Origin of the sequence: Streptomyces sp. HUAS CB01 (assembly GCF_030406905.1) — a bacterium.
Taxonomy (GTDB): domain Bacteria; phylum Actinomycetota; class Actinomycetes; order Streptomycetales; family Streptomycetaceae; genus Streptomyces; species Streptomyces chengbuensis.
In genome coordinates this window covers 3,272,048-3,295,959 of the sequence record NZ_CP129137.1, presented here as the reverse complement: position 1 = coordinate 3,295,959, position 23,912 = coordinate 3,272,048, and the positions used below count along the sequence as shown (strand labels likewise).

Genomic DNA, 23,912 nt, shown 5'->3' with positions numbered 1-23,912 from the left:
CAGTGACCGGGAGCCACAGCCATGAGTGCGCAGCAAGGACTCACACACATCGACGAGGCGGGCGCGGCCCGTATGGTCGACGTCTCGGAGAAGGACGTCACCGCGCGCACCGCCCGCGCGAGCGGCCGGGTCCTTGTCTCACCGCGTGTCGTCGAGCTGCTGCGGGGCGAGGGCATGCCGAAGGGCGACGCCCTCGCCACCGCCCGGATCGCGGGCATCATGGGCGCGAAGCGCACACCGGACCTGATCCCGCTCTGCCACCCGCTGGCGGTCTCCGGGGTGAAGCTGGATCTGTCCGTGGCCGACGACGCCGTCGAGATCCTCGCCACCGTCAGGACGACCGACCGCACGGGCGTCGAGATGGAGGCGCTGACCGCGGTGTCCGTGGCCGCGCTGACCGTCGTCGACATGGTCAAGGCGGTCGACAAGGCCGCGGTGATCACCGACGTCCGGGTCGAGGAGAAGACCGGCGGGAAGTCCGGCGACTGGGTCCGTGAGGAGACCGGGCGATGAGCCCCCGGGCGGGTGAGGTCCACAGCCACGCCCACGGCGGACGGTCCGGGGAGGGGCCGCGCAGCGAGGCGCCCGGGCGCCCACCGCGCCGCGCGCTCGTCGTGACCGCGTCCAACCGGGCCTCCGCCGGGGTGTACGAGGACAAGGGCGGCCCCCTCCTCGCCGAGGGACTCGCCCAGCTGGGCTTCCGGGTCGACGGCCCCCGGGTCGTCCCCGACGGGGACCCGGTCGAAGCGGCCCTGCGCGAGGGAGTGGCCGCGGCGTACGACGTCATCCTCACCACCGGCGGCACCGGGATCTCGCCCACCGACCGCACCCCCGACGCCACCGCCCGCGTCCTCGACTACGAGATCCCCGGCATCCCCGAGGCGATCCGCGCCCACGGCCTCGCGAAGGTGCCCACCGCGGCGCTGTCCCGCGGCCTCGCCGGGGTCGCCGACCGCACCCTGATCGTCAATCTCCCCGGGTCCTCGGGCGGTGTGCGGGACGGTCTCGCCGTACTGTCCCGGATCCTGCCGCACGCCGTGGACCAGCTGCACGGCGGCGACCACCCGCGGCCCGCCGAACCCGCCGGCCCCTCGGATCCCCCGGGGAGTCCCCGCTGAACACGCACGCGTGGCCCGTGGTCCTGACGGACGGTGATGTCACCCTCCGCCCGATAAAGCTGCGCGACCAGCGGGCGTGGCGGGAGGTGAACCGGCGCAACCGGGACTGGCTGCGCCCCTGGGAGGCGACCATCCCCCCACCGCCGCCCGGCGGCCCGGTCGCGCAGCGCCCCACGTACCGCCAGATGGTGCGCCATCTGCGCGCCGAGGCCCATGCCGGCCGGATGCTGCCGTTCGTGGTCGAGTACCGGGGTGTGCTCGTCGGGCAGCTCACCGTCGCCGGTATCACCTGGGGCTCGATGTGCTCGGGCCACGTCGGGTACTGGGTCGACCGCGAGGTCGCGGGCCGCGGGGTGATGCCCACGGCCGTGGCGCTGGCCGTCGACCACTGTTTCGGCAGCGTCGGGCTGCACCGCATCGAAGTCTGTATTCGTCCCGAGAACGTGCCGAGCCGCAGGGTCGTGGAGAAACTCGGATTCCGCGAGGAGGGGCTCCGCCCTCGCTATCTCCACATCGACGGCGCCTGGCGGGACCATCTGGTGTTCGCGCTCACGGCGGAGGAGGTTCCGGGAGGGCTGCTGCGCCGCTGGTACCAGGCGCGACCCGCGCGACACGAGAAATAAAATAATTGTTCGAATTTAATCGCCACTCGATCGCCCGGTGATCTGAAGAATCACAAAAAAAGTCAGTGGTATCAGCCAGATCGTGCGACACACCGGGCCAATTGGCCGATGCCCTCGTGCGAATCCCTCTACGGTGTGATGCGTGAGCAGCAGCGGCCTCATCTACGCAGTCATCGTCGGGGCCTGGGCCGCCTACTTGGTGCCGATGTGGCTCCGCAGGCAGGACGAGCTCAACGAAGCCCGTCCGACGGAACGCTTCAGCACCGCCATCCGGCTGCTGTCCGGACGGGCGGGAATGGAGCGCCGGTACGCCAAGGAGCTGCGCGAGCGCACCACCGAGGACGGCCCCGCCACCGACGCCGACCCGGAAGTCGAGACGGACCGGTTGAGTTCCGTCGACGTCCGGGCGTTCGCCGCGCCCCCTGCCAGAACCGAGGCGCGGCTGGACATGCCGTCCGCCCCGGCCCGGGCGCGCAAGGAGCGCACCCCCAAGCCGACCGGCACGGCCGCCTCGGAACGCGCACGGCGCTCCAAGGTGCTGGCCCGCCGTCGGCGCACCACCGTGCTCCTTTTCCTCGCCTTCACCCTCGGCGCGATCGTCGCCGCCGTCGGAGGGCTGGGACTCCTGTGGGCGCCGGCAGCCCCGGCGGTCCTCCTCAGCGCCTACATCGCGTACCTGCGCGCCCAGGAGCGGCGCCGCTTCGTGTACGTGATGGACCGGCGCCGTGCGGAGGCCGCGGCGCAGCGGCTGCGCGAGACCCGCTCGCGTCGTCGCCAGGCCGTCGCCGAGGAGCCGGACGAGGCCGCCCAGGCGCGGCCCGAGCCCGAGCCGGCGCCCGCGGTGTCGCCGCAGGAGGCGGGTCGCCGTGCGCTGGTCGAGCAGACCGACCACGCGGAATGGGTGGACCAGCAGCGCGACCCCGGTCCCGGCCGCGGCGACAGCTGGGACCCGGTCCCGGTGCCGCTTCCCACGTACGTCACCGCGCCGGTCGCGCCGCGCGCCACGAGCGGCATCGATGTCACGGACCCGGAGACGTGGAGCTCGGCCCGCTCCTCCGCGGCCGAACCGGCCACGCCCGCCGCCCCACCGCCCCCACGCCAGCGCACCGCCCCGTCGCGCCGCAGCCGCGAGCACGGCCGCACCCCCCTCTTCGACCAGTACGCGGACGAGGACCGGCCCCGCGCCGCCAACGAGTGAGACCGGGCGGGCGGGGCCTCCGGACCTTCGGAACCCCGCCCCGCCCGACCAGCGAGGAACGGATTTCCAAGCACCCCGATCGGGATGCTAAGGTTTCACTCGTTGCAAGGGCCTGTGGCGCAGACTGGTAGCGCACCTCGTTCGCATCGAGGGGGTCAGGGGTTCAAATCCCCTCAGGTCCACAACATGACTGTTCTTGAGTTGGTTCGAGAATGGTGACGAGATCCCGTCCGATCGCAAGATCGGGCGGGATCTTCGTCGTTTCAGGGGCGGCCCGGACGACTGCCGACCGAGCTTCCGCAGAGCCTTGCGCCTCGCCTCGGACGGGATGTGGTGGACCTCGGTTCCTCCGCCATGGCGTAGCTGAGCGCCGAGCGGCGAACAGGCCGTGCCGATGTCGAGGTGGTCACCAGGGTGCGCCCCAGTGGCAGCTGGGAACCGGGTGCCACGTGCTCGATGTCGTCAGTGGCTGCTTGACTGCCCTGCCATGGACGAATGCGAGCTGCTCGATGCTGTCGGTGCACTTCTCTACCCGGACGTGATGAACCACCTTCGCGCACCGGAGTGTGCGCAGGACGGGCACGGGGGCGGGCACGCGTGTCTGAATGTTCGCGACACGAAGGCCCTGCGCCAGTTGGTCGAGGAGCTCACACGCCGGCACGGTAGGCCGCACACTCTCGCGGCGAAGGGGGTTGTCGACCCGACAGTGAGCACGCGGTCCGGGCTGCCGCTCCTGACCCCCTTCGGCGAGCGGATCGTGGAGATGCGTGCCTGGAAGTACGGCGGGAGATGGGCTGGTTGCGGCATGGTCCGCGACGACGACGGCACCACGCGCCCGGTGGTGCTCGTGGCCGAGCGGCGACTGCCGGCTCTGGACAACCTTCCGGCGGACGCCTCCTGGGTGGACAAGCTCGTCGCGGTCACCGGCTGGGACCCGCACCACCGGTCGAAGATCGACTGGGCAGCGGCCGAGGCCAGACTGGGTACCGCGCTGCCGAGCGACTACAAGGAACTGACCGAACGGTTCGGATGCGGCGGCTTCGACGACTACCTCTCCGTCCAGATGCCCGACGGCATCATCGAGATCGCGGAGTTGCTCTCGGAACGGGAGGGGACACACGGCAACGGTCGATGGGAACCGCACCGGCCGTTCCCCGCTCCGGGCGGGCTGCTCTGGTGGGCGAGCACGGAACATGAGCAGGACTTCTGTTGGGTCGCCGACCACCCCGACCCCGACTGCTGGTCCGTCGTGCACCGGAACGACCACCCTTGGGAGCGGTACGACGGTACGACCTCGGAGTTCGTCTTCCGCATGCTCACCGACCCCGAGCACCCCTACTCGACGGCCGGTCTCTTCGACGCCCACTGGTTCGACCGCTACGAGGACCCAACCCTGCACAGCGCTGAGACAGCGGCAGGAAAGTCGACAGCGCCGCCGAGCGTTGCCGACTCCCTATGACCGACCTGACAAGGATGCCGCCACAGGTGCAGATCCGGCTGCAGGATCGGTTGGCCTCAGCCTGTGGCGAGCCGCCAACTGGTTGCCACGATCCCCCGACAGCCACCGAGAGCGAGCGCCGCACTTACCCCTCGCTGGAAGTCGTACGAGCGAAGTGGCTCGGCAGGCGTCCCACTCCTGCCCGTGCAGGCGCTGGGGGATGCCTTGGAAGTTCACCGCAAGGGCGAGGCCCAGGAGGACGAGCACGTCGCAGAGGGGCAGCAGCAGCCACGGTGGCGCCGTGCCACTACTGGCCAGTGTGCTTCCCAGTACGATCGCCGGTCCGTACAGCGGCGCACCCGCCACCGCGGCAGCGCGAAGCCCCTCCGCGGGCGCGGAGTCGCGCCCAGTAGGGTCACGGGGTGACGACGAAGACGGACGCGACAGACGGTCGGCTGCTGTACGGGTGCATGGGGCTCGGTGGGGCGTGGGACACCGCGCCGTACGGCCCCGGGGACATCGCCGCCGCGGAGGCTGCGGTCGAGGCCGCGCTGGACAGCGGCATCACCGTGTTCGACCACGCCGACATCTACCGGCACGGCAAGGCGGAGGCCGTCTTCGGCGAGGTCCTGGCCCGGACCCCGGGGCTGCGGGAGCGGATCGTCCTGCAGACCAAGTGCGGTATCCGGCTGCCGGACGGGGAGCGTCCCGGGATCTACGACCTGCGCGGGCGGACGATCGTACGGCGGGTCGAGGCGAGCCTGGAGCGGCTGCGCACCGACGTGATCGACGTGCTGCTGCTGCACAGGCCGGACCCGCTGGCCGATCCCGACGACGTCGCCGAGGCGCTGACCTCGCTGCACCGGCAGGGCCTGGTGCGGCAGTTCGGGGTGTCCAACATGGGAGCGGCGCAGATCGCCCCGCTCCGGGCCCGGCTGGATGTGCCGCTCGTCGCGAACCAGTTGGAGATGAGCCTCCGGAAGCGGGACTGGCTCGAGGCCGGTGTGGTCGTGAACACCCCCGAGGCGGCCGCCAACGGCTTCCCCTTCGGCACCGTCGAGTACTGCCGCGACAACGGCATGGAGCTGCAGGCCTGGGGCGCGCTGGCGCAGGGCCGTTTCACCGGGCGTCAGGAGACCCCGGAGGAGCAGGCCACCGCGCGGCTCGTCGCCACCCTCGCCGAACGCAAGGGCGTGACGCCGGAGACGGTGCTGCTGTGGTGGCTGCAGCGCCACCCCGCGCGGGTCTCGCCGGTGATCGGCACCGCCGACCCCGCGCGCATCCGCGCCTGCGGGCAAGCCGCGCGGCAGGAGCCGGACCTCGACCACGAGGAGTGGTACGCGCTCTGGCTGGCGGCCCGCGGCGTGCCGCTGCCCTGAACCGTGCGCCGGCAAGGGACCGGCCCGGCACATCCGGGCCTGGGCCGTCTCCGACACACGGCGCAGTCCGCAGGGCCAGGCGGGACTCGTGAGGCACGCCCTAATGCACCACGTCCCGCGGCGGTTTGCCGTCCAGGTGGTCGACGACGTTCTGGACCGCGGCGAGGGCGATCCGCACCAGGGTCTCCCGGGTCACGCCCGCGACGTGCGGCGAGAGGACCACGTTCGGTGCCCTGAGCAGGCGCAGGGCGGCCGTCGGCGGTTCGGGCTCGAAGACGTCGATGCCGGCGCCCGCCAGGGTGCCCGCCGTGAGCGCGTCGGCGAGGGCGTCCTGGTCGACGAGCGCCCCGCGGGCGGTGTTGACGAGGAAGGCCGTCGGCCGCAGGAGCGCCAGCCGCCCGGCGTCGAGGAGGTGACGGGTCTCCGGGGTGAGCGGCGCGTGGAGGCTGACGTAGTCCGAGACGCGGAGGAGCTCGTCGAGGGGGAGGAAGCGGGCGTCGCCCAGCCGGGCCTCGGTGTCCGCGGTGGCCCGGTTCCGGCCGGTGTAGACGACGCGCATGTCGAACGCCAGCGCGCGCCGGGCGACTTCCTGCCCGATGTGGCCGAGGCCGACGATGCCGAGGGTCTTGCCGGACAGCTCGGTGAGGGACTGCTGGAGGCGGGGCAGGGCCCAGTCGGCCTCGGTGAGCGCGTTGTGGGCGGGGACCACCTGCTTGGCGAGCGCCAGCATGAGCGCGAAGGTCTGCTCGGCGACGTTCTGCGCCTCCGCCCCGCTGGAGCCGATGTTGCAGACCGTCACGGACCGGGCGCGGGCGGCCTCCAGGTCGACGTAGTCGTGTCCGTGGCTCGCGCACTGGACGAGTTCCAGGGCGGGCGCGGCGGCGATGTGCGCGGTGGTCACCGGGGCCAGAGCGGTGATGATCGCGTGCGCCTCGCGCAGGGCGGCCGGGTCCTCGTCCGCGGACTCCACGACGGTGACGCGGGCGCCGGGGACGAGGCCCGCGAGGGCGGCCCCGGTCGAACGGCCGCCCACGTGGGGTGAGATGACCGCCAGGACGTTCCTGGGCGCAGACCGGCCGTCGCTCATGCGGGCTCCCTGATCAGGTCGTCGGACGTGAGCGAGCCGGGGCGCGCGTGGCCCGAGAGGGCCAGGGTGAGGTCGAGTTCGGCGAGGAGGCAGCGGATGACGTGGTCGACGCCCGCCTGGCCGTCGAGGCCGAGGCCGTAGGCGTACGGGCGGCCCAGGAGCACCGCCCGGGCGCCGAGGGCGAGGGCCTTGAACACGTCGTCGCCGGTGCGGATGCCGCTGTCGAAGAGGACGGTGAGCCGGTCACCGGCTGCCTCGACGACGCGGGGCAGGGCGTCCGCCGCGGCCACGGACCCCGCGACCTGCCGGCCGCCGTGGTTGGAGACGACCACCCCGTCCATGCCGGCGTCGGCGGCGCGGCGTGCGTCGTCGGGGTGGAGGATGCCCTTCAGGACGATCGGACCGTCCCAGTGCTCGCGCAGGAAGGCGAGATCGGGCCAGGTCTTCGCGGGGTCGGCGAACATGCCGACGAAGTGCATCACGGCCGCGTTCGGGTCCTCGTGCACGGGCTTGGCCAGCCCGGCCCGGAAGGCGGGGTCGGAGAAGTAGTTGGCGGTGCCGGCGCCGTGCAGGAACGGCAGGTACGCCTGGTCGAGGTCGCGGGGGCGCCAGGCCAGCAGCGGGGTGTCGAGGGTGACGATCAGCGCCGTGAAGCCGGCGGTCCTCGCCCGCTCCAGGAAGCTCGCGGTGACGTCGCGGTCCTTGGCCCAGTACAGCTGGAACCACCGCTCGCCGTCGCCCATCGCCTCGGCGACCTGTTCCATCGGGGTACTGGAGGCGGACGACAGGATGTACGGGACGCCCCGTGCGGCGGCCGCCCGTGCCGCGGCGCACTCCGCGTCGGGGTGCATGATCGACAGCACGCCGATGGGGGCGAGGGCGAGCGGTGCAGGCAGCGGCCGGCCCAGCACCTCCACCGACAGGTCGCGCTCGTGGACGTCGCGCAGCATGCGCGGCACGATCCGCCAGCGGTCGAGCGCGGCGCGGTTGGCGCGGGCGGTGCTCCCGCTGCCGGCGCTGCCGGCCACGTAGCCGACGGGGCCCGGGCCGAGCCGGTGCCCGGCCAGCTCCTCCAGCCGCGTCAGGTCGGTGGGCAGCCGGGGCACGGTTCCCGTCATGCCGTTGAGATAGATCTCGTACTGGAAGTCGGCCCAGTGCTGCGTCGTCGCCATCCGATCATCCTTGCGGGGCGGGGCGCGCCGCGTCCATGGGTGTGCAGCGGCCGGCGGGGGCCGGGAGCCACCGCCGGCCGCTGCCGCCGTCAGGAGGCCTGGGCCTTGTCGTACAGGGCCTTCGCCTCATTGCCGAAGTACGGGCCGAACATCCGGTTCGGCAGGAAGACGTAGCCGAAGCTGTTCACCGAGACCTGCAGGCCCGTGCCGGCCGTCTCGCTGAACCCGGTGAACCAGGGGCCGCCGCTGGAGCCGCCGGTCATGTTGCAGCCCAGGCTGTGGTCCTGTGTGAACAGCCAGTCCTTGGAGCTGTTCCCGCTGCAGTAGATCAGCTTGGTGCCGTCGTACGGGGAGGCGGCCGGGAAGCCGAAGGCGTACATCTGCTTGTTGTAGCCGCCGTTGAACTGGATGCCCTGGGCGCCGGTGACCGCGGTCAGCTTCTGGCCGTTCAGCGGGGCGAGCACGGCCGCGCCGATGTCGTAGTTGATGTCCTCGCTCGCCTCCCACTGCGGGGTGGTCAGCGTCTTGGTGGCGGTCCACTGGCCGTACGGGGCCTGGCCGTTGGCGTACGCCGGCACGAAGACGAAGTTGGTGTGCCAGCTGCCCTGGTACTTGACGCAGTGTCCGGCCGTCATGACGGTGCTGGCGTTCTGGCTGGTGACGGCGTTCGCCGAACAGGACGCCGTGCGGCCCTGGAAGGTGAAGAACACCCGGCCGGAGGTCTTCACGACCGCGCCGCCGCCGGTCCAGGCGCCGCCCGCCTGGGGGAAGGCGGTGGGGGCGACGGTCGTCGTCACACCTCCGGGCTTCGGGCTCTTGAGCGTCTTCAGCGCGTCCGCGCCGAGTCGCAGGTCGAGCGGGACGGCGGCGCGCATCCGCTCCGCGGTCCAGAAGGTGCGGGCCTGGTGCTGCTCGGCGGCCGTGGCGTGGTGGGCCACGGCGGTGGGAGCGGGGGAGGGGGCCGGGGCGGCGGCCTGGGCCGCGGTGGCGGCCGTCAGACCGCCGGTGAGCAGAGCGCCGACTGCTGACAGGATCACTGCGGCTGTGCGATGGCGTCTCACGCATGTCTCCTTCTGCCGGGGCAGGTGGGGGATGAGAACGGTGCGGATCGACGTGCGTGAGGCAGGGTGCCATGACTGCGCGAACTTTGTCAGGAGCGCGTCATGACTATTGTTCAAGCCGGGGTCGCGGGGGCCACGGGGGGCTGCCGGGACCGGTCGGGCCTCCCGGCTCGCCGGACTGCCGGGGCCGCCGGGCTCATTGCCGGGTCGCCGGGCTCATCGGGCTGCCGGGCTCACCGCCGGGTGAGCGGTTTGGCGAAGCAGCGGCTGTTCTCGTAGCCGCGGTAGTGGCCGAACTTGGCGCACGGCTCGTAGCCGCTGGAGGTGTACAGCGCGATCGCCTCCGGCTGGGCCGTGCCGGTCTCCAGGACCATGCGGATCCGGCCGGCCGCGCGGGCGTCCTCCTCCAGCGCCGCCAGGATGTGCCGCGCCAGACCGAGGCCGCGCGCCTCGGGTACGACGTACATCCGCTTGAGTTCGGCGTCGCCGTTCGCGTACCCCTCGTCGTTCTCGTCCTGGGTGCGCCAGCCGCCGGTGGCCGCCGGGCGGCCCAGCCCGTCGTAGGCCAGCAGGTAGAGTCCGCGCGGCGGGGCGAACATCGAGGGGTCGAGCGGTGTGACATCGCCCTCGTCGCCGTAGCGCGCGGCGTACTCCAACTGCACCTGGTCGTTGAGTTTGACGGCGTCAGGGTGGTCGAAGGGCATGGGCCGGATGTCCATACGGTCAATCGTACATGTATGCGTACCCCGCTCTCCCGCTATGGTGCCGGGGTGCTCACTGTGACCAGCGTGAATGTGAACGGGCTGCGAGCCGCCGCGAAGAAGGGCTTCGTCGAGTGGCTGGCGGGGACCTCCGCCGACGTGGTGTGCCTCCAGGAGGTACGGGCCGAGGCCCATCAGCTCCCCGAGGAGGTGCGCAACCCCGAGGGCTGGCATGCCGTCCACGTCCCGGCCGCGGCCAAGGGCCGCGCCGGCGTCTCCGTCCTCACCCGGCGCGAGCCCGACGCGGTGCGGACCGGTTTCGGCAGCGAGGAGTTCGACGGCGGCGGACGCTACGTCGAGGTGGACCTGCCCGGCGTCACGGTCGCCAGTCTGTACCTTCCGTCGGGCGAGGTCGGGACCGAGCGCCAGGACGAGAAGTACCGCTTCATGGATGCGTTCCTGCCGTATCTGAGGGACCTTCGGGGGCGCGCGGCTGCCGACGGCCGCGACGTGCTGGTCTGCGGTGACTGGAACATCGCCCACCAGGAGGCCGACCTCAGGAACTGGCGCGGCAACAGGAAGAACTCCGGTTTTCTGCCCGAGGAGCGGGAGTGGCTCGACCGTGTGTACGGCGACGGCGAGACGGGGGCCGGTTACGTGGACGTCGTCCGCGCCCTGCACCCCGACCAGGAGGGCCCGTACTCCTGGTGGTCCTACCGGGGCCGCGCCTTCGACAACGACACGGGCTGGCGCATCGATCTGCTGGTGGCGACCCCGCGCCTGGCGGGCAAGTGCGTGAAGGCGTACGTGGAACGGGCCGCGACCCATGCGGAGCGGTGGAGCGACCACGCGCCGGTGACGGCGGTCTTCGAGCAGTAGCGCCGGGCCCGCGCCCCGGCTGTCGCGCCCCGGTATCGCCTGCCGCACTCCGGCGCCCGGCCCGCGGCCGTCGCGCTCGACCGCGGCGGCTGCGCGTGCGTCCGTCGTCACGGCCGGCGCGCCCGCGTCAGCCCGCGCGGTCGTCGCGGTGTGCGGACCGGGTCCGAACGGCCCCGCCGGGCCCGTCGGACGGGCTCCGCTCAGCCGGTCACGACTCGCGCAGCCGGCGGTCCATCGCCATGGAGAGCTCCGCCTCCACCACGCTCTTCGCCAGCGGCCGCAGCCGCTCGACGTCCCCCTCGGCCGCGTGGGCCCGCAGCAGTCCGACGAAGAGCGACGCCAGCGCCTCCGCGTGACCGCGCACCTCGCGGCCCGCGGCGAGGACCGCGGCGAGCGGGACGCCCTCCTTCACGAGCGCGGAGGAGACGTCGAGCAGCCGGCGGCTGATGTGGACGATCTCGTCGCCGTCGGTGGCCAGATAGCCGAGGTCGAGCGCCGCCACGAGGTTCTCGGGGGTGACCTCGCCCTCGAAGTAGTCCGCCAGGTCCTCCGGGGTGAGCCGGACCGGCGTCTCCTCGGTCGGCTCCCCGAGCCCCAGTACCTCGCCGACGTCGCGGCCGCTGTCGAAGGCCGACGCCAGATCGGCGATGCCGCTGAGGGTGTGGCCGCGTTCCAGCAGGGCGGCGATGGTGCGCAGCCGGGCCAGGTGATGGTCGTCGTACCAGGCGATCCGGCCCTCCCTGCGGGGCGGGGGTATGAGCCCCCGCTCGCGGTAGAAGCGCAGGGTGCGCACCGTGATGCCGGCCTCCCTGGCCAGCTCCTCCATGCGGTACTCGCGGATTTCGCGATCCGTGCGCTGCTCGTCCGTCACGTGCGCAAGCCTATGTTGTACCGCCGGTAACTTGTTCGGTTCCACCCCTACCGCTCGGTATGCGGAGGCTCTACTCTCCCATCGTGCCAGTGATTGCTGGCACGGTTCGGCGGGAGTCTGTCTGCGGGAGGCGGCGGCATGAGCCAGCAGTTCGAGCACGTGCGAGTGGCGGTGATCGGATCCGGATTCGGCGGCCTCGGCGCCGCCGTCCGGCTGCGCCGCGAGGGGATCACCGACTTCGTCGTCCTGGAGCGGGCCGACTCGGTCGGCGGGACCTGGCGGGACAACAGCTACCCCGGCTGCGCCTGCGACGTACCGTCCCATCTCTACTCGTTCTCGTTCGCGCCCAACCCCGACTGGCCCCGGACCTTCTCCGGACAGGAGCACATCCGGGCCTACCTCGAGCACGTCACCGACGTCTTCGGGATCCGCCCGCACATCCGCTTCGGCCACGACGTGCTGATGATGCGCTGGGACACCGACGAACTGCACTGGGAGATCGAGACCTCGCGGGGCGCGTTCACCGCCGAGGTCGTCGTCTCCGCGACCGGTCCGCTGTCCGACCCCAGGATGCCGGAGATCCCCGGACTCGACGGATTCCCCGGGAAGGTCTTCCACTCGGCGCGCTGGGACCACGACTACGACCTGCGCGGCAAGAGGGTCGCGATGGTCGGGACCGGCGCGTCCGCGATCCAGATCGTGCCGTCGATCCAGCCCCTGGTGGCGAAGCTGACCCTGTTCCAGCGCACCCCGCCCTGGGTGATGCCGCGGATGGACCGGGCGATCAGCGCCGGGGAGCGCTGGCTGCACCGGCAGTTGCCGCTCACCGGCACGGCGCGCCGCGGACTGCTGTGGGGCATCCGGGAGTTGCAGGTCAGCGCGTTCACCAAGCGCCCGAACCAGCTCGGCCTGATCGAGTCGCTGGCCAAGGCCAACATGGCCAAGTCCATCAAGGACCCGGCGCTGCGGGCGAAGCTGACGCCGTCGTACCGCATCGGCTGCAAGCGGATCCTGCTGTCCAGCGACTACTACCCGGCGCTCGCGCAGCCCAACGTCGACGTCGTCGCCTCCGGGCTGACCGAGGTGCGCGGCTCCACGGTCGTCGCCGCCGGGGGCGAGGAGGCCGAGGTCGACGCGATCGTCCTCGGCACCGGCTTCCACGTCACCGACATGCCGATCGCCGACCGGGTGGTGGGCGCGGACGGCATCACCCTCGCCGAGGCGTGGAAGGACGGCATGGAGTCGCTGCGCGGGGCGACGGTCGCCGGCTTCCCCAACTGGATGACGGTCATCGGCCCCAACACCGGCCTCGGGAACAGCTCGATGATCCTGATGATCGAGTCCCAGCTGAACTACATGGCCGACTACCTGCGCCAGCTGGGCGTCCTCGGCGGCCGGGTCGCGCTCGGCGCGCGGCCGTCCGCCGTCCACACCTGGAACCGGCGCGTCCAGGAGCGGATGAAGCGGACCGTCTGGAACACCGGTGGCTGCACCAGCTGGTACCTCGACGCGAGCGGCCGCAACACCACCATCTGGCCCGGCACGACCGGGGAGTTCCGGCGGCAGACGCGCACGGTCGACCTCGCGGAGTACGAGGTGATCCGCGCGCCCCGCACCCCGGTCGCTGACCGGCCGTCCGGGAGCGCCGGGGCCGTCGCCGCCGCCGTGGGGGAGGAGAGCGCATGAGCAGGCTCATGAAGCGGTCCGCGACGGCACCGGCCCCGCCCGTCGCCGCCCGCGAACTGACCGCCGTCTCGGCCGACGGCTCCCGCCTCCACGTGGAGGTGCACGGACCCGACGGCGCGCCCGCGGTCGTACTCGCCCACGGCTGGACCTGCTCGACCCACTTCTGGGCGGCGCAGATCAGGGAGCTGGCCGCCGACCACCGGGTCGTCGCCTACGACCAGCGCGGACACGGCCGCACACCCGCGGTCGCCGCCGGGTACGGCACCGAGGCCCTCGCCGACGATCTGGAGGCGGTGCTCGCCACCGCACTGGAGCCGGGCGAGCGGGCGGTTCTGGCGGGGCACTCCATGGGCGGGATGACGCTCATGGCGGCCGCCTCCCGGCCGGGGTTCGTCGAGCACGCAGCGGCCGCGCTGCTGTGCAGCACGGGCAGTTCGCGGCTGGTCGCCGAGTCCCTTGTGGTGCCGGTGCGGGCCGGCCGGTTCCGGACCCGGCTCACGGGGGCCGTCCTCGGCTCACGCGCCCCGCTCGGCCCGGTCACCCCGGTCTCGAAGAGGATCCTGCGCTACGCGACGATGGGACCGGGCACGGCCCCGGAGCGCGTCACCGAGTGCGCCCGTATCGTGCACGCCTGTCCGCGCCCGACACGGGTGGCCTGGGCGCACGTCCTCGCCGAGCTCGATCTCGACGCCGGCGTACGGGAGATGAGGCTGCCCACGGCCGTCGTCGCGGGCACCGTGGACCGGCTCACCCCGATCGTCCACGCCCGGGCGCTCGCGGCGTCGCTGCCCGAGTGCGTGGGTCTCGTCGAACTCGCCGGCATGGGGCACATGACCCCGGTGGAGGCCCCGGAGGCGGTCACCGCGGAGATCAGGAAGCTCGCGGACGCCCATCTGAAGCGGGACGCCCCCGCACCGCCGGACACCCGTACGAAGCAGGAGGAGAACGTATGACCAGGGTCAGCCTCGAGGGGCAGGTCGCCGTCGTCACCGGCGCCGCACGCGGTGTCGGCGAGCTGCTGGCCCGCAAACTCTCCGCGCGGGGTGCGAGGATCGCGCTCGTCGGCCTGGAGCCGGACGAACTGAAGGCGGTCGCGGGGCGGTTGCACACCGAGAGCGAGCACTGGCACGCCGACGTCACCGACCACGAGGCGATGACCCGGGTCGCCCGTGAGGTCAAGGAGCGTTTCGGCAAGGTCGACATCGTCGTCGCCAACGCCGGTGTGGCGTCGGGGGGGCCGTTCGCGGACTCCGACCCGGAGGCGTGGCGGCGCGTCATCGAGGTCAACCTCATCGGGAGCGCGGTCACCTGCCGGGCCTTCCTTCCGGTCCTGGTCGAGTCCCGCGGGTACTTCCTCCAGATCGCCTCGCTCGCCGCGATCACCCCGGCGCCCATGATGACCGCGTACTGCGCCTCCAAGTCGGGGGCCGAGGCCTTCGCGCACAGCCTGCGGGCCGAAGTGGGCCACAAGGGCGTGAAGGTGGGCGTCGGCTATCTGTCCTGGACCGACACGGACATGGTGCGCGGGGCCGACGAGGACGACGTCATGCGGGAACTGCGGCAGCGGCTCCCCTGGCCGTCGAACCGCACGTACCCGCTCGGCCCGGCCGTGGACCGGATCGTCGCCGGCGTCGAACGGCGGTCCGCCCACGTGTACGCGCAGTGGTGGCTGCGCGGGATGCAGTCGGTGCGCGGATACCTGCCGGGCCTCATCGGACTCGTCGGGCAGCGGGAGATGAGGCGTTTCGAGCCGCGGCTCACCGGGGTCCGCACCGGGCTCGTGGGCGCCGGCGGGGCCGCTGACGAGCGGGAACGTACGGAGCGTAACTGATCGAAATGCGCGGAATGTCCCTGCATGCCAGTCTGGTCGAGGCCCCGGGGGCCGGCTCAACGGCCCCCGTCCCCTCACCCTTCCAGGAGTGAACCAGATGGGTATCCAGGAGCAGTTCAAGGACAAGGCGGAGCAGCTCAAGGAGCAGGCGAAGCAGAAGCCCGGCATGAAGCAGGAGGCTTCGCAGCGCTCGCCGCAGCAGCGGCCGCAGCAGCGCCCCCCGCAGGAGCGCGGCTCCGAGCGCGGCTCCGAGCGCGGCCAGGAGCGCGGTCAGGAGCGCGGCCAGGAGCGCGGGCAGGAGCGCCGCCGCCCGGAGCGTGAGATGAGCGACGAGCCGATGCACCGTCGCCACGACGCCTGACGTCCGAGGCACGCGGAAGGGGCGCACCCAGTGCACGGGGTGCGCCCCTTTCCTGCCGCCGGTGACCCGCCCTCGGGCAGACCCGCGGACCGGACCCGGAGGGGGCGTTCAGCGCCGCGGGGGCAGCGGCGGGCGGCGCCGGTCGGGGACGTTCTCGTACCCCGGGGGCGTCTTGGCCGGATCCTTCGCGAGCCGGTCGAGAGCGACCTGCACCGCGGTGTCGAGATCGGTGCGCTTGCCCTCGGCCCAGTGGAGCGGCGGGCGTTCGGCGAAGATGTCCGGCTCCACGCCGTGGTTCTCGACGGACCAGCCGTACGCCTCGAACCAGGCGGCGTTCATCGGGACCGTGATCACCGTCCCGTCCGCGAGCCGGTGCCGGCCGGTCATCCCCACCACACCACCCCAGGTGCGCTGGCCCACCACGGGCCCGAGGCCCAGCAGCTTGATCGCCGCCGTGATCATGTCACCGTCGGAGGACGTCGCCTCGTCCGCGAGCGCCACGATCGGTCCGCGCGGGGCGTTCGAGGTGTACGAGACCGGCTGCGCGTTCCGCGTCAGGTCCCAGCCCAGGATCTTGCGGCTCAGCTGCTCGATGACCAACTCGCTGATGTGGCCGCCCGCGTTGCCGCGTACGTCCACGATCAGCGACGGCCGCGACACCTCCATGCGCAGATCGCGGTTGAACTGCGCCCAGCCGGAACCGCCGAGGTCCGGGATGTGGAGGTAGCCGCACTCGCCGCCGCTCATCTCCCGTACGACCGCGCGCCGTTTGGCGACCCAGTCCTGGTAGCGCAGGGGGCGTTCGTCGATCAGCGGCACGATCGCGACCCGCCGCGGCAGGCCCTCGCCCTCGGCCGGCCGGAAGGTCAGCTCCACGGTCGTCCCGCCCGCCGCGGCCAGCAGCGGGTACGGGCCGGTCACCCGGTCCACCGGACGCCCGTCGACATGGGTCAGCACCGCGCCCTCGCGGATGCCGGTACCGGCGAGCGGGGAACGCGCCTTGGAGTCCGAGGAGTCGCCGGGCAGGATCCGCACGACCGCCCAGCCCTCCTCCCGGCACGCCAGGTTCGCGCCGAGCAGGCCCATCGCCCGCTGGTAGTGGGGCGGCCCCTCGTTGCGGCGCGCGGGGGTGACGTAGGCGTGCGAGGTGCCCAGTTCACCGAGCACCTCGCGGAGCAGATCGGCGAACTCGTCCGGGGACGCGATTCGTTCGAGCAGCGGGCGGTACTGGTCCAGCACCCCGGGCCAGTCGATCCCGCACATGCCCGGGTCCCAGTAGTAGTCGCGGATGAGCCGGCCCGCCTCCTCGTACGCGCCGCGCCACTCCGCGGGCGGGTCCACCTCGTGCAGGATGCGGCGCATGTCGAGGTACACCGTGGAGTCGCTGTCGCCGGGCTCGGTCGCGGGTACGGCGCGCAGTTCCTGGTCGTCGAAGACGACCAGCCGGGAGCCGTCGCCGCTGACCGCGAACCAGTCGAGGTGCGCGACGAGTTCGGTCTTGCGGGCCTTGGGGATGTCGAAGTACTCGAGGGTCGGCCGGTGCGAGGGGTCGGCGGGATTGGCGAACGTCTCACCGAGCGCGCCCGAGATCGGCCACCGCAGCCAGACCAGACCGCCGCCCGCGACCGGGTGCAGGGACGAGTACTTGGAGGCGGCCACGGGGAACGGCGTGACCCGGCTCTCCAGTCCCTCCGCCTCCACCATCGCCGCGCCCTCGCCCATGTCGACCTCGGTGGGGTCGAGCCCGCCGGCCGCCGGCCGCCCGTCGGGCAGCAGCGCGAACGGCGAAGGCGTCGCGGACGACAGCGGTACGAGGTAGGGGCGGCAGCCCAGCGGGAAGGACAGATCGCCGGTGTGCACGTCGTACACGGGGTCGAAGCCGCGCCAGGACAGGAAGGCCAGATAGCGGCCGTCGCGGGTGAAGACGGGGGACTCGTCCTCGAAGCGGCCGTTGGTGACGTCGACGACGGTGCGGGGGCCGGGGCCGTCGATGCGGGCCATCTTGATCTTCCGCAGGGAACGGCCGATGAAGGGGTGCGACCAGGTGACCCAGTCCCCGAGGGGGGAGAAGGCGAGATCGCGGACGGGCCCGTTGTCGGAGCGGATCAGTTCGGTGACGAGGCCCTCGTCGGCGCCCCCGGACCCGCCCGCCGAGCCGGGGTCCGTGCCGCCGGTCGCGGGCCCGGAGGCTCCGGCGCCGGTGGGTTCGGTGCCGGTGGGTTCGGTGCCGGGCGCCCCCGGTCCGGCTGCATCGGTTCCGCCGGGTTCGGCGGTGGACGCCCCGGATCCGGACGCGTCCCCGGCGTCCCCCGTCCCCTCCGCCCCGCCGTCCGCCTCGTCCCCGGCCTCCGCCGTGCCTTCCGTCCCGGGTTCTTCCTCCGTCACCGTGAGGAGCAGCAGTCGCCCGTCGTGCGAGGCGATCGCGAGCCGTTGCCCGGCCGGGTCCGAGACCATCTCCAGCACCCGCCCCAGCCGTCCGGAGGCCAGTCGCCGCGGTGGCCGGTCGCCGCTGGCCCGGGGCAGGTCCGCGATCTCGACGGCGTCCTCCCCGTCCGCGTCCGTGACGTAGGCGACCTGCCCGCCGCCGCTGCCGAGCATCACCGGCAGCCGTACCCGTACGCCCGGGGTGTCGGCGATCGTGCGTGCCGGGCCGTCGCGGTGGGTCAGCCAGTAGAGGCTGCCGCGTACGGCGACGGCGCTGGCCCGGCCCGTGGTGTCGACCGAGAGCCCGTTGACGTGGTGGGAGGCGGGGACCTGGTACCGGCGCCGTCCGGCACGCGGACCGCCGAGCCGGACGGCCAGCTTCCGCGGCTGGGAGTCCGGCGCCAGGTCCTCGACGATCCACAGGTCGCCGGCGCACTGGTAGACGACCCGGCGGCCGTCGCTCGAGGCGTGCCGGGCGTAGAAGGCGTCGTGGTCGGTGTGCCGGCGAAGGTCCGTGCCGTCGGGCAGACAGGAGTACAGGTTGCCGACGCCCTCGTGGTCCGAGAGGAACGCGATGCGGCCGTCCACGAACATCGGCGCGTCGAGATGGCCGTCGATGTCGGCCAGCAGCCGTTCGCCGTGCAGGTAGAGCCGCCCCATCGCGCCGCCCCGGTAGCGCTTCCACCCGGCGGGCTCGTGCGGTGGCTTCCCCGTGAGCAGCAGGGTGCGGTGCTGTCCGCCGGTGTCGGCGACGGCGATGTCGGAGACGGGCCCCCAGGGCAGGCGTTTTCCGGGGTCGCCGTCCGTGGGCACCTTGTAGGCCCAGGAGAAATAGGAGAACGGCTGGCCGTGCGAGGAGACCGCGAGGATGTTGCCGTCCGGGTCCCAGCCGCAGACCCGGGTGTCGGTCGAGCCCCAGTAGCTGAGGCGGCGTGCCGGGCCGCCGTCGACCGGTGCCAGATGGATCTCCGGGTCCAGGCTGCGCCAGGTCGTGTAGGCGATCAGGCTGCCGTCCGGGGAGAACCGGGGGTGTCCGATCCGGGTCCGGTCGACGGTCACCCGCCAGGCCCGGGCGGGGCTCCGGCCCGCGGGGACGAGGGGCGCGATCCAGAGATCGTCCTCGGCCGCGAAGCACAGCAAGTCGTCGTGCAGATGCGGAAAGCGGAGATACGCGACGTCGTCACTCACTCCTAAATGCTTTCCGTGCGAGCAGGGCCCGGCAACTCGTGGGGCGGGCTTTTCCGGGCGGGCACCGCTGTGGCCCAGGACACGTACGAAACGGTTTCGTTTCGCTGGGCGCCGGGGGTACAGTCGTGGTGTACGAAACCGTTTCGTTCGGAAGGCCGGTCATGGCACGCAGCAGACTCACGCCCGAGCGCGAGGCCGAGCTGTACGAAGCCGTGCTCGACCTGCTCCGCGAGGTCGGCTACGACGCCCTCACCATGGACGCCGTCGCCGCCCGCACCCGCTCCAGCAAGGCCACCCTCTACCGCCAGTGGGGGAGCAAGCCGGAGCTGGTCGCCATGTCGCTGCGGAACAGCAAGCCGGTGGACATCTCCCGGATCGACACCGGCAGCCTGCGCGGCGACTTCCACGAGATGGTGTCGCAGTCCGACGACTGCCAGATGGAGCGGGACACCGCGCTGATGCGCGGCCTCGCCCGGGCGGTCCACGAGAACGACGATCTGCTCCAGGCACTGCGCGAGCTGTTCATCGAGCCCGAGATCACCGGGCTCGACCTGTTCCTGCAGCGGGCGGTCGACCGCGGTGAGATCTCCGCGGACAACCCCGCCCTGAAGTACCTGTCGCACATGCTGGTGGGCGCGTTCGTGGCCCATCCGCTGATCAAGGACGAACCGATGAGCCAGGGCTTCCTGCACGAGTACCTGGACGCCGTGGTGCTCCCCGCACTGGGCATCCCCGCCGACGGCAACTGACGTCCGTCCCGCACTCTCCCCGCGCCACCCCTCCCCGCGCCACCTTCCCCACCCCGCTTTCCGCACAGTCCCACCTGACGCGCACCGCTCACGTCGTCGGGCTGGTCAACCCTGCCCATCCGTCCCAACGACCTGACCGGGAGACCCTTCTCGTGGCCACGTTCCTCTACACGCTCGGACGGTTCGCCTTCCGGCGCCGACGCCTCGTCGCGCTGCTGTGGGTGGCGCTGCTCGCCCTCGCCGGCGTCGCGGCCTCCTCCGCGCCGACCGCCGCGTCCAGTTCCTTCTCCATACCGGGGACGGAGGCCCAGAAGGCCTTCGACCTGCTCGCCGAGCGCTTCCCGGGCACCAGTGCCGACGGCGCGACCGCACGCGTCGTCTTCAAGGCGCCCGAGGGCGAGAAGATGACGGATCCCGCGCACCGGGCCGAGGTCCGGAAGGTCGTCGCCGAACTCGGCTCCGGCTCGGACCAGGTCGCCTCCGTGGTCGACCCGTACCAGGCCAAGGCGGTCAGCCGGGACGGCACCATCGCCTACACCCAGGTCTCCTACAAGGTCAGCGGCATGGAGCTGGCCGAGAAGGACCGGGAGGCCCTGACCGAGGCCGGCGAGAAGGCCGAGGACGCCGGGCTGACCGTCGAGATCGGCGGTGACGCGCTGCAGGCCGCCCCGGAGACCGGTGCGTCCGAGGTCATCGGTGTCGCCGTCGCCGCGGTGGTCCTCGTGATCACCTTCGGCTCGCTGGTCGCCGCCGGTCTGCCGCTGCTCACCGCGATCATCGGCGTCGGCATCGGCGTCTCCACGATCACGGCGCTCGCCAACACCCTCGACCTGGGCTCCACGACGGCCACCCTCGCCACGATGATCGGCCTCGCCGTCGGCATCGACTACGCGCTGTTCATCGTCTCCCGCTACCGCGCCGAGCTGGCCGAGGGACGTGACCACGAGGAGGCCGCGGGACGGGCCACCGGCACGGCCGGCTCCGCCGTCGTCTTCGCCGGACTGACCGTCGTCATCGCCCTCGTCGGCCTCGCGGTCGTCAACATCCCCATGCTGAGCAAGATGGGCTTCGCGGCCGCGGGAACGGTCGCCGTCGCGGTCCTCATCGCGCTCACCCTGATCCCGGCCCTGCTCGGCTTCGCCGGCAAGAGGGTGCTGGGCCGCAAGGCGCGCAAGCAGACCGCGCAGGCGGACGACAAGCCCAACATGGGCACCCGCTGGGCCCGGTTCGTGCTGCGCCGCCCGGTCGCCGTGCTGCTCGCCGGTGTCGTGGGCCTCGGCGCCGTGGCCGTGCCCGCCACGTCGCTGGAGATGGGCCTGCCGGACGACGGCTCCCAGCCCACCAGCACCACCCAGCGCAAGGCGTACGACCTGCTCTCCGACGGCTTCGGCCCCGGCTTCAACGGGCCGCTGCTCGTCGTCGTCGACGGTGACAAGGCCGCCGCGGACGGGACGGCGAAGGAGATCGCGGGGCTCGACGGCGTCGCGGCCGTCACCCCGGCCACGTACAACAAGGCCGGCGACACGGCGATGATCACGGTGATTCCCGAGGACCGGCCCAGCTCCACGGAGACCGAGGACCTCGTCCACTCGATCCGCGACACCAGCGGTGAGAACGTGCACGTCACCGGCGCCACCGCGATGAACATCGACTTCTCGCAGCGGATGAACGACGCGCTGGTGCCCTATCTGGCGCTCGTCGTCGGTCTGGCGTTCCTGCTGCTGATGGTGGTCTTCCGGTCCGTCCTCGTGCCTCTGAAGGCTGCGCTCGGCTTCCTCCTCTCGGTGGTCGCCGCCCTCGGCGCGGTGGTCGCGGTCTTCCAGTGGGGCTGGCTCGGCTCGCTCTTCGGCGTCGAGCAGACGGGCCCGATCATGTCGATGATGCCGATCTTCATGGTGGGCGTGGTCTTCGGTCTCGCGATGGACTACGAGGTGTTCCTGGTGACGCGGATGCGCGAGGCGTACGTGCACGGCGAGCGGCCCGGCCAGGCGATCGTCACCGGGTTCCGGCACGGGGCCCGGGTGGTCACCGCCGCCGCGGTGATCATGATCGCGGTGTTCGCGGGCTTCATCGGCTCGAGCGAGCAGATGGTGAAGATGATCGGTTTTGGACTCGCGATCGCGGTCTTCTTCGACGCCTTCGTCGTCCGGATGGCGATCGTGCCGGCCGTGCTCGCGCTGCTGGGCGGCAAGGCCTGGTGGCTGCCCCGCCGGCTGGACCGGCTGCTGCCGAGCGTGGACGTCGAGGGGGAGAAGCTGGGCGGCGGCGGGGACGCGCACGCCGGCGGCAAGGAGCGGGAGCTGGTCGGCGCCTGACCGTCGCCCGGTCCGGCACGAGGCACGCCTTCGGGCGGTCCGCGCATTGCCGCCCGGCCATCGCCGGCCCGTCCGGTCCGGCCCGTCCTCGGCGCGATGCGCCCCCGGACGGGTCCGGGACGCCGCGGAGAACGCACGGGCCCCCACCGGTCGTGGAGACGGTGGGCGCCCGCCGGCCGGAAGGCACGGCGGCCGTGTCCGTCACACCCTGGTGGCGGTCGCCGCCGCTTCCGCGTAGGTGCGGCGCAGGAAACGCACGAGGGGGCGGGTGTCGAACTGGATCACCGCCACACCGTCCGGCGAATGGAACTCGACGATCACCTGGGCGCGGCCGCACGGCCAGACGGCGACCGGACCGCGGCGGGCGGGCGCGCGCAGGCCCGTCTCCAGCAGTTCGCGGCGGAACGCCCACTCGATACCGCTCGGGAAGACGCATCGCACCGCGTCGGGGTCGGTGCCGGGCTCGTAGCGGAGGGCCACGGGCACGGATCGGTAGTGAGGGGCGTCGTTGATGATCCGGGCCTTCGCATGCTCTTCGACAGAGGGGCTCTCGACACTGTGCGACATCGGACGCTCCTCACCGTTTGGTTCTCTTTGTTATCCAATGTCGCATATTTTCACTCGAAAGACCCGGCGGGTCGCTTGCATCTGTCGATGAGACGCTCTTGCAAATCGTTTGCAAGAGGGCGCATCATCGGACGGTTGACCAGCCAGGCCGCTGCGGCCTGTCCCGGAAGCGGAGCCCGCCATGCATGTCCCCGACGGATTCATCAATGTCCCCGTCTCCGCTGCGGCCGGGGTCGTCGCCGCCGGCGCCGTCGTCGTGAGCCTGCGCGGCGCCCGGCGCGAGCTCGGGGGTACCACCCCTGCCGGAGGCCACGGGGGAGAGCGGACCGCGCCCCTCGCCGGGCTCGTCGCCGCCTTCGTCTTCGCCGTCCAGATGCTCAACTTCCCGGTGGCGGCCGGTACCAGCGGCCACCTGCTGGGCGGGGCGCTGGCGGCGATCCTCGTCGGGCCGTACACCGGGGTGCTGTGCCTCTCCGTGGTCCTGCTGCTCCAGGGCGTCCTCTTCGCCGACGGCGGTCTGACGGCACTGGGCGTCAACATCCTGCTCATGGGTGTCGTCACGGTCGTCGTCGCCTACACCCTGTTCCGCGCGCTGGTCCGGCTGCTTCCGAAGAAGCGCAGGTCGGTGACGGTCGCCACGTTCATCGCCGCCCTGGTCTCCGTGCCGGCGTCCGCCGTGGCGTTCACGCTCCTGTACGCGCTCGGCGGCACGACCGACGTCCCGATCGGCACGGTCCTCGGCGCGATGACCGGCATCCACATCCTCATCGGCGTCGGCGAGGCGGCCATCACGGCGGCGACCGTCGGGGCCGTCCTCGCCGTGCGGCCCGACCTCGTCCACGGCGCCCGCGGGCTGTCGGCGCCGCTCAAGCTGCGCGTGGACGGCGAACTCGTCGACGCCCGGCCCGAGGCCGCCCCGGCGTCCGCCGCCTCACCGCGTCCGGTGCTGTTCGCGGGCCTCGTGATCTCCCTGATCCTCGCCGGGTTCGTCTCCTTCTACGCCTCCGCCAACCCCGACGGACTGGAGCGGGTCGCCGCCGACAAGGGCATCGACAAGAAGGTCGAGGACCACGCGGCCGCCGACTCCCCGCTCGCCGACTACGGCGTCAGCGGCGTCGAGAACGTACGCGTCTCCGGCGGCCTGGCCGGGATGGTCGGCGTCGGCGCGACGCTGCTGGTGGGCACCGGCGTGTTCGTCGTGGTCCGCCGCCGCCGCGGCGACACGGCCGAGGCCGAGCAGGCGTCCGTACGGGGCTGAGAGGCG

Annotated in this window: 21 protein-coding genes and 1 tRNA gene; 15 read left to right on the top strand and 7 right to left on the bottom strand. The window is 72.4% G+C overall.

Going from position 1 to position 23,912, the window contains the following annotated elements; translation table 11 throughout:
• Positions 1-21 precede the first annotated feature (21 nt).
• The 7 genes from moaC (at position 22) to QRN89_RS14475 (ending at position 5,756) form a co-directional block, all read left to right on the top strand.
• The gene (moaC, locus tag QRN89_RS14505) at positions 22-513 is read left to right on the top strand and encodes a cyclic pyranopterin monophosphate synthase MoaC (RefSeq protein ID WP_290349809.1); all 492 of its coding nucleotides are present in this window, start codon (positions 22-24) and stop codon (positions 511-513) included.
• Positions 510-1,118 carry a MogA/MoaB family molybdenum cofactor biosynthesis protein gene (locus tag QRN89_RS14500; RefSeq protein ID WP_290349808.1) on the top strand — a complete coding sequence of 203 codons (609 nt, stop codon included), beginning with the start codon at positions 510-512 and terminating at the stop codon, positions 1,116-1,118. Before moaC ends, QRN89_RS14500 begins: the two co-directional genes overlap by 4 nt.
• 17 nt (positions 1,119-1,135) lie before the next feature.
• Positions 1,136-1,741: a GNAT family N-acetyltransferase gene (locus QRN89_RS14495; protein WP_290349807.1), complete on the top strand. Its 606-nt coding sequence runs from the start codon at positions 1,136-1,138 to the stop codon at positions 1,739-1,741.
• 142 nt (positions 1,742-1,883) lie between these two features.
• Positions 1,884-2,939, top strand: coding sequence for a divisome protein SepX/GlpR (sepX, locus tag QRN89_RS14490; protein ID WP_290349806.1), 1,056 nt, complete (start codon positions 1,884-1,886; stop codon positions 2,937-2,939).
• A gap of 108 nt (positions 2,940-3,047) precedes the next feature.
• A tRNA-Ala gene (locus QRN89_RS14485) sits at positions 3,048-3,121 on the top strand.
• 524 nt (positions 3,122-3,645) lie between these two features.
• Positions 3,646-4,398, top strand: a complete 753-nt coding sequence (locus tag QRN89_RS14480; protein ID WP_290349805.1) for an SMI1/KNR4 family protein — start codon at positions 3,646-3,648, stop codon at positions 4,396-4,398.
• A gap of 449 nt (positions 4,399-4,847) precedes the next feature.
• Complete coding sequence (locus QRN89_RS14475; protein ID WP_390701585.1) at positions 4,848-5,756, top strand: aldo/keto reductase; 909 nt, start codon at positions 4,848-4,850, stop codon at positions 5,754-5,756.
• 100 nt (positions 5,757-5,856) lie between these two features.
• Here QRN89_RS14475 and QRN89_RS14470 read toward each other — a convergent pair whose 3' ends face one another.
• The 4 genes from QRN89_RS14470 to QRN89_RS14455 form a co-directional block, all read right to left on the bottom strand.
• Positions 5,857-6,843 (bottom strand): 2-hydroxyacid dehydrogenase, encoded by a 987-nt coding sequence (locus tag QRN89_RS14470; protein WP_290349803.1) that lies wholly within the window; start codon positions 6,841-6,843, stop codon positions 5,857-5,859.
• Complete coding sequence (locus QRN89_RS14465) at positions 6,840-8,015, bottom strand: lactate 2-monooxygenase (RefSeq protein WP_290349802.1); 1,176 nt, start codon at positions 8,013-8,015, stop codon at positions 6,840-6,842. Before QRN89_RS14465 ends, QRN89_RS14470 begins: the two co-directional genes overlap by 4 nt.
• 89 nt (positions 8,016-8,104) lie before the next feature.
• Positions 8,105-9,076 (bottom strand): trypsin-like serine peptidase, encoded by a 972-nt coding sequence (locus QRN89_RS14460; RefSeq protein WP_290349801.1) that lies wholly within the window; start codon positions 9,074-9,076, stop codon positions 8,105-8,107.
• 233 nt (positions 9,077-9,309) lie between these two features.
• Positions 9,310-9,795, bottom strand: coding sequence for a GNAT family N-acetyltransferase (locus QRN89_RS14455; RefSeq protein WP_290349800.1), 486 nt, complete (start codon positions 9,793-9,795; stop codon positions 9,310-9,312).
• A gap of 51 nt (positions 9,796-9,846) precedes the next feature.
• Here QRN89_RS14455 and QRN89_RS14450 point away from each other — a divergent pair, with 51 nt between their 5' ends.
• Complete coding sequence (locus tag QRN89_RS14450; RefSeq protein ID WP_290349799.1) at positions 9,847-10,656, top strand: exodeoxyribonuclease III; 810 nt, start codon at positions 9,847-9,849, stop codon at positions 10,654-10,656.
• 208 nt (positions 10,657-10,864) lie between these two features.
• Here QRN89_RS14450 and QRN89_RS14445 read toward each other — a convergent pair whose 3' ends face one another.
• Positions 10,865-11,482, bottom strand: coding sequence for a MerR family transcriptional regulator (locus tag QRN89_RS14445; RefSeq protein ID WP_290353707.1), 618 nt, complete (start codon positions 11,480-11,482; stop codon positions 10,865-10,867).
• A 183-nt stretch (positions 11,483-11,665) separates the two neighbouring features.
• On the opposite strand from QRN89_RS14445, the gene QRN89_RS14440 reads away from it, so the two are divergent.
• The 4 genes from QRN89_RS14440 (at position 11,666) to QRN89_RS14425 (ending at position 15,405) form a co-directional block, all read left to right on the top strand.
• Positions 11,666-13,213 carry a flavin-containing monooxygenase gene (locus QRN89_RS14440; RefSeq protein WP_290349797.1) on the top strand — a complete coding sequence of 516 codons (1,548 nt, stop codon included), beginning with the start codon at positions 11,666-11,668 and terminating at the stop codon, positions 13,211-13,213.
• On the top strand, positions 13,210-14,166 hold the full coding sequence (locus tag QRN89_RS14435; RefSeq protein ID WP_290349796.1) for an alpha/beta fold hydrolase: 957 nt from the start codon (positions 13,210-13,212) through the stop codon (positions 14,164-14,166). The genes QRN89_RS14440 and QRN89_RS14435 overlap by 4 nt, the downstream gene beginning before the upstream one ends.
• Entirely contained in the window at positions 14,163-15,044 is an 882-nt protein-coding gene (locus QRN89_RS14430; protein WP_290349795.1) for an SDR family oxidoreductase, read from the top strand. Before QRN89_RS14435 ends, QRN89_RS14430 begins: the two co-directional genes overlap by 4 nt.
• A 97-nt stretch (positions 15,045-15,141) precedes the next feature.
• Positions 15,142-15,405 carry a hypothetical protein gene (locus tag QRN89_RS14425; protein ID WP_290349794.1) on the top strand — a complete coding sequence of 88 codons (264 nt, stop codon included), beginning with the start codon at positions 15,142-15,144 and terminating at the stop codon, positions 15,403-15,405.
• 108 nt (positions 15,406-15,513) lie between these two features.
• Here the strand turns inward: QRN89_RS14425 and QRN89_RS14420 are convergent, their stop codons facing one another.
• On the bottom strand, positions 15,514-19,017 hold the full coding sequence (locus tag QRN89_RS14420) for a S41 family peptidase (RefSeq protein WP_290349793.1): 3,504 nt from the start codon (positions 19,015-19,017) through the stop codon (positions 15,514-15,516).
• A gap of 161 nt (positions 19,018-19,178) precedes the next feature.
• Between QRN89_RS14420 and QRN89_RS14415 the strand changes: the two genes are divergently transcribed.
• The gene (locus tag QRN89_RS14415) at positions 19,179-19,766 is read left to right on the top strand and encodes a TetR/AcrR family transcriptional regulator (RefSeq protein ID WP_290349792.1); all 588 of its coding nucleotides are present in this window, start codon (positions 19,179-19,181) and stop codon (positions 19,764-19,766) included.
• A gap of 152 nt (positions 19,767-19,918) precedes the next feature.
• On the top strand, positions 19,919-22,081 hold the full coding sequence (locus QRN89_RS14410; RefSeq protein ID WP_290349791.1) for an MMPL family transporter: 2,163 nt from the start codon (positions 19,919-19,921) through the stop codon (positions 22,079-22,081).
• Positions 22,082-22,282: 201 nt separating this feature from the next.
• On the opposite strand, the gene QRN89_RS14405 is transcribed toward QRN89_RS14410, so the two are convergent.
• Positions 22,283-22,648 carry an SsgA family sporulation/cell division regulator gene (locus QRN89_RS14405; protein WP_290349790.1) on the bottom strand — a complete coding sequence of 122 codons (366 nt, stop codon included), beginning with the start codon at positions 22,646-22,648 and terminating at the stop codon, positions 22,283-22,285.
• A 181-nt stretch (positions 22,649-22,829) separates the two neighbouring features.
• Between QRN89_RS14405 and QRN89_RS14400 the strand changes: the two genes are divergently transcribed.
• The gene (locus QRN89_RS14400; RefSeq protein ID WP_290349789.1) at positions 22,830-23,906 is read left to right on the top strand and encodes an energy-coupling factor ABC transporter permease; all 1,077 of its coding nucleotides are present in this window, start codon (positions 22,830-22,832) and stop codon (positions 23,904-23,906) included.
• Positions 23,907-23,912: the final 6 nt, after the last annotated feature.

Excerpts from the sequence above, each read along its gene's own strand:
- QRN89_RS14430 (WP_290349795.1), top strand. The coding sequence starts at position 14,163 with ATGACCAGGGTCAGCCTCGAGGGGCAGGTCGCCGTCGTCACCGGCGCC.
- QRN89_RS14445 (WP_290353707.1), bottom strand. The coding sequence starts at position 11,482 with ATGGAGGAGCTGGCCAGGGAGGCCGGCATCACGGTGCGCACCCTGCGC.
- QRN89_RS14415 (WP_290349792.1), top strand. The coding sequence starts at position 19,179 with ATGGCACGCAGCAGACTCACGCCCGAGCGCGAGGCCGAGCTGTACGAA.
- QRN89_RS14435 (WP_290349796.1), top strand. The coding sequence starts at position 13,210 with ATGAGCAGGCTCATGAAGCGGTCCGCGACGGCACCGGCCCCGCCCGTC.
- QRN89_RS14400 (WP_290349789.1), top strand. The coding sequence starts at position 22,830 with ATGCATGTCCCCGACGGATTCATCAATGTCCCCGTCTCCGCTGCGGCC.
- QRN89_RS14500 (WP_290349808.1), top strand. The coding sequence starts at position 510 with ATGAGCCCCCGGGCGGGTGAGGTCCACAGCCACGCCCACGGCGGACGG.
- QRN89_RS14465 (WP_290349802.1), bottom strand. The coding sequence starts at position 8,015 with ATGGCGACGACGCAGCACTGGGCCGACTTCCAGTACGAGATCTATCTC.
- QRN89_RS14405 (WP_290349790.1), bottom strand. The coding sequence starts at position 22,648 with ATGTCGCACAGTGTCGAGAGCCCCTCTGTCGAAGAGCATGCGAAGGCC.
- QRN89_RS14440 (WP_290349797.1), top strand. The coding sequence starts at position 11,666 with ATGAGCCAGCAGTTCGAGCACGTGCGAGTGGCGGTGATCGGATCCGGA.
- moaC (WP_290349809.1), top strand. The coding sequence starts at position 22 with ATGAGTGCGCAGCAAGGACTCACACACATCGACGAGGCGGGCGCGGCC.
- QRN89_RS14470 (WP_290349803.1), bottom strand. The coding sequence starts at position 6,843 with ATGAGCGACGGCCGGTCTGCGCCCAGGAACGTCCTGGCGGTCATCTCA.
- QRN89_RS14455 (WP_290349800.1), bottom strand. The coding sequence starts at position 9,795 with ATGGACATCCGGCCCATGCCCTTCGACCACCCTGACGCCGTCAAACTC.
- QRN89_RS14425 (WP_290349794.1), top strand. The coding sequence starts at position 15,142 with ATGGGTATCCAGGAGCAGTTCAAGGACAAGGCGGAGCAGCTCAAGGAG.
- QRN89_RS14475 (WP_390701585.1), top strand. The coding sequence starts at position 4,848 with ATGGGGCTCGGTGGGGCGTGGGACACCGCGCCGTACGGCCCCGGGGAC.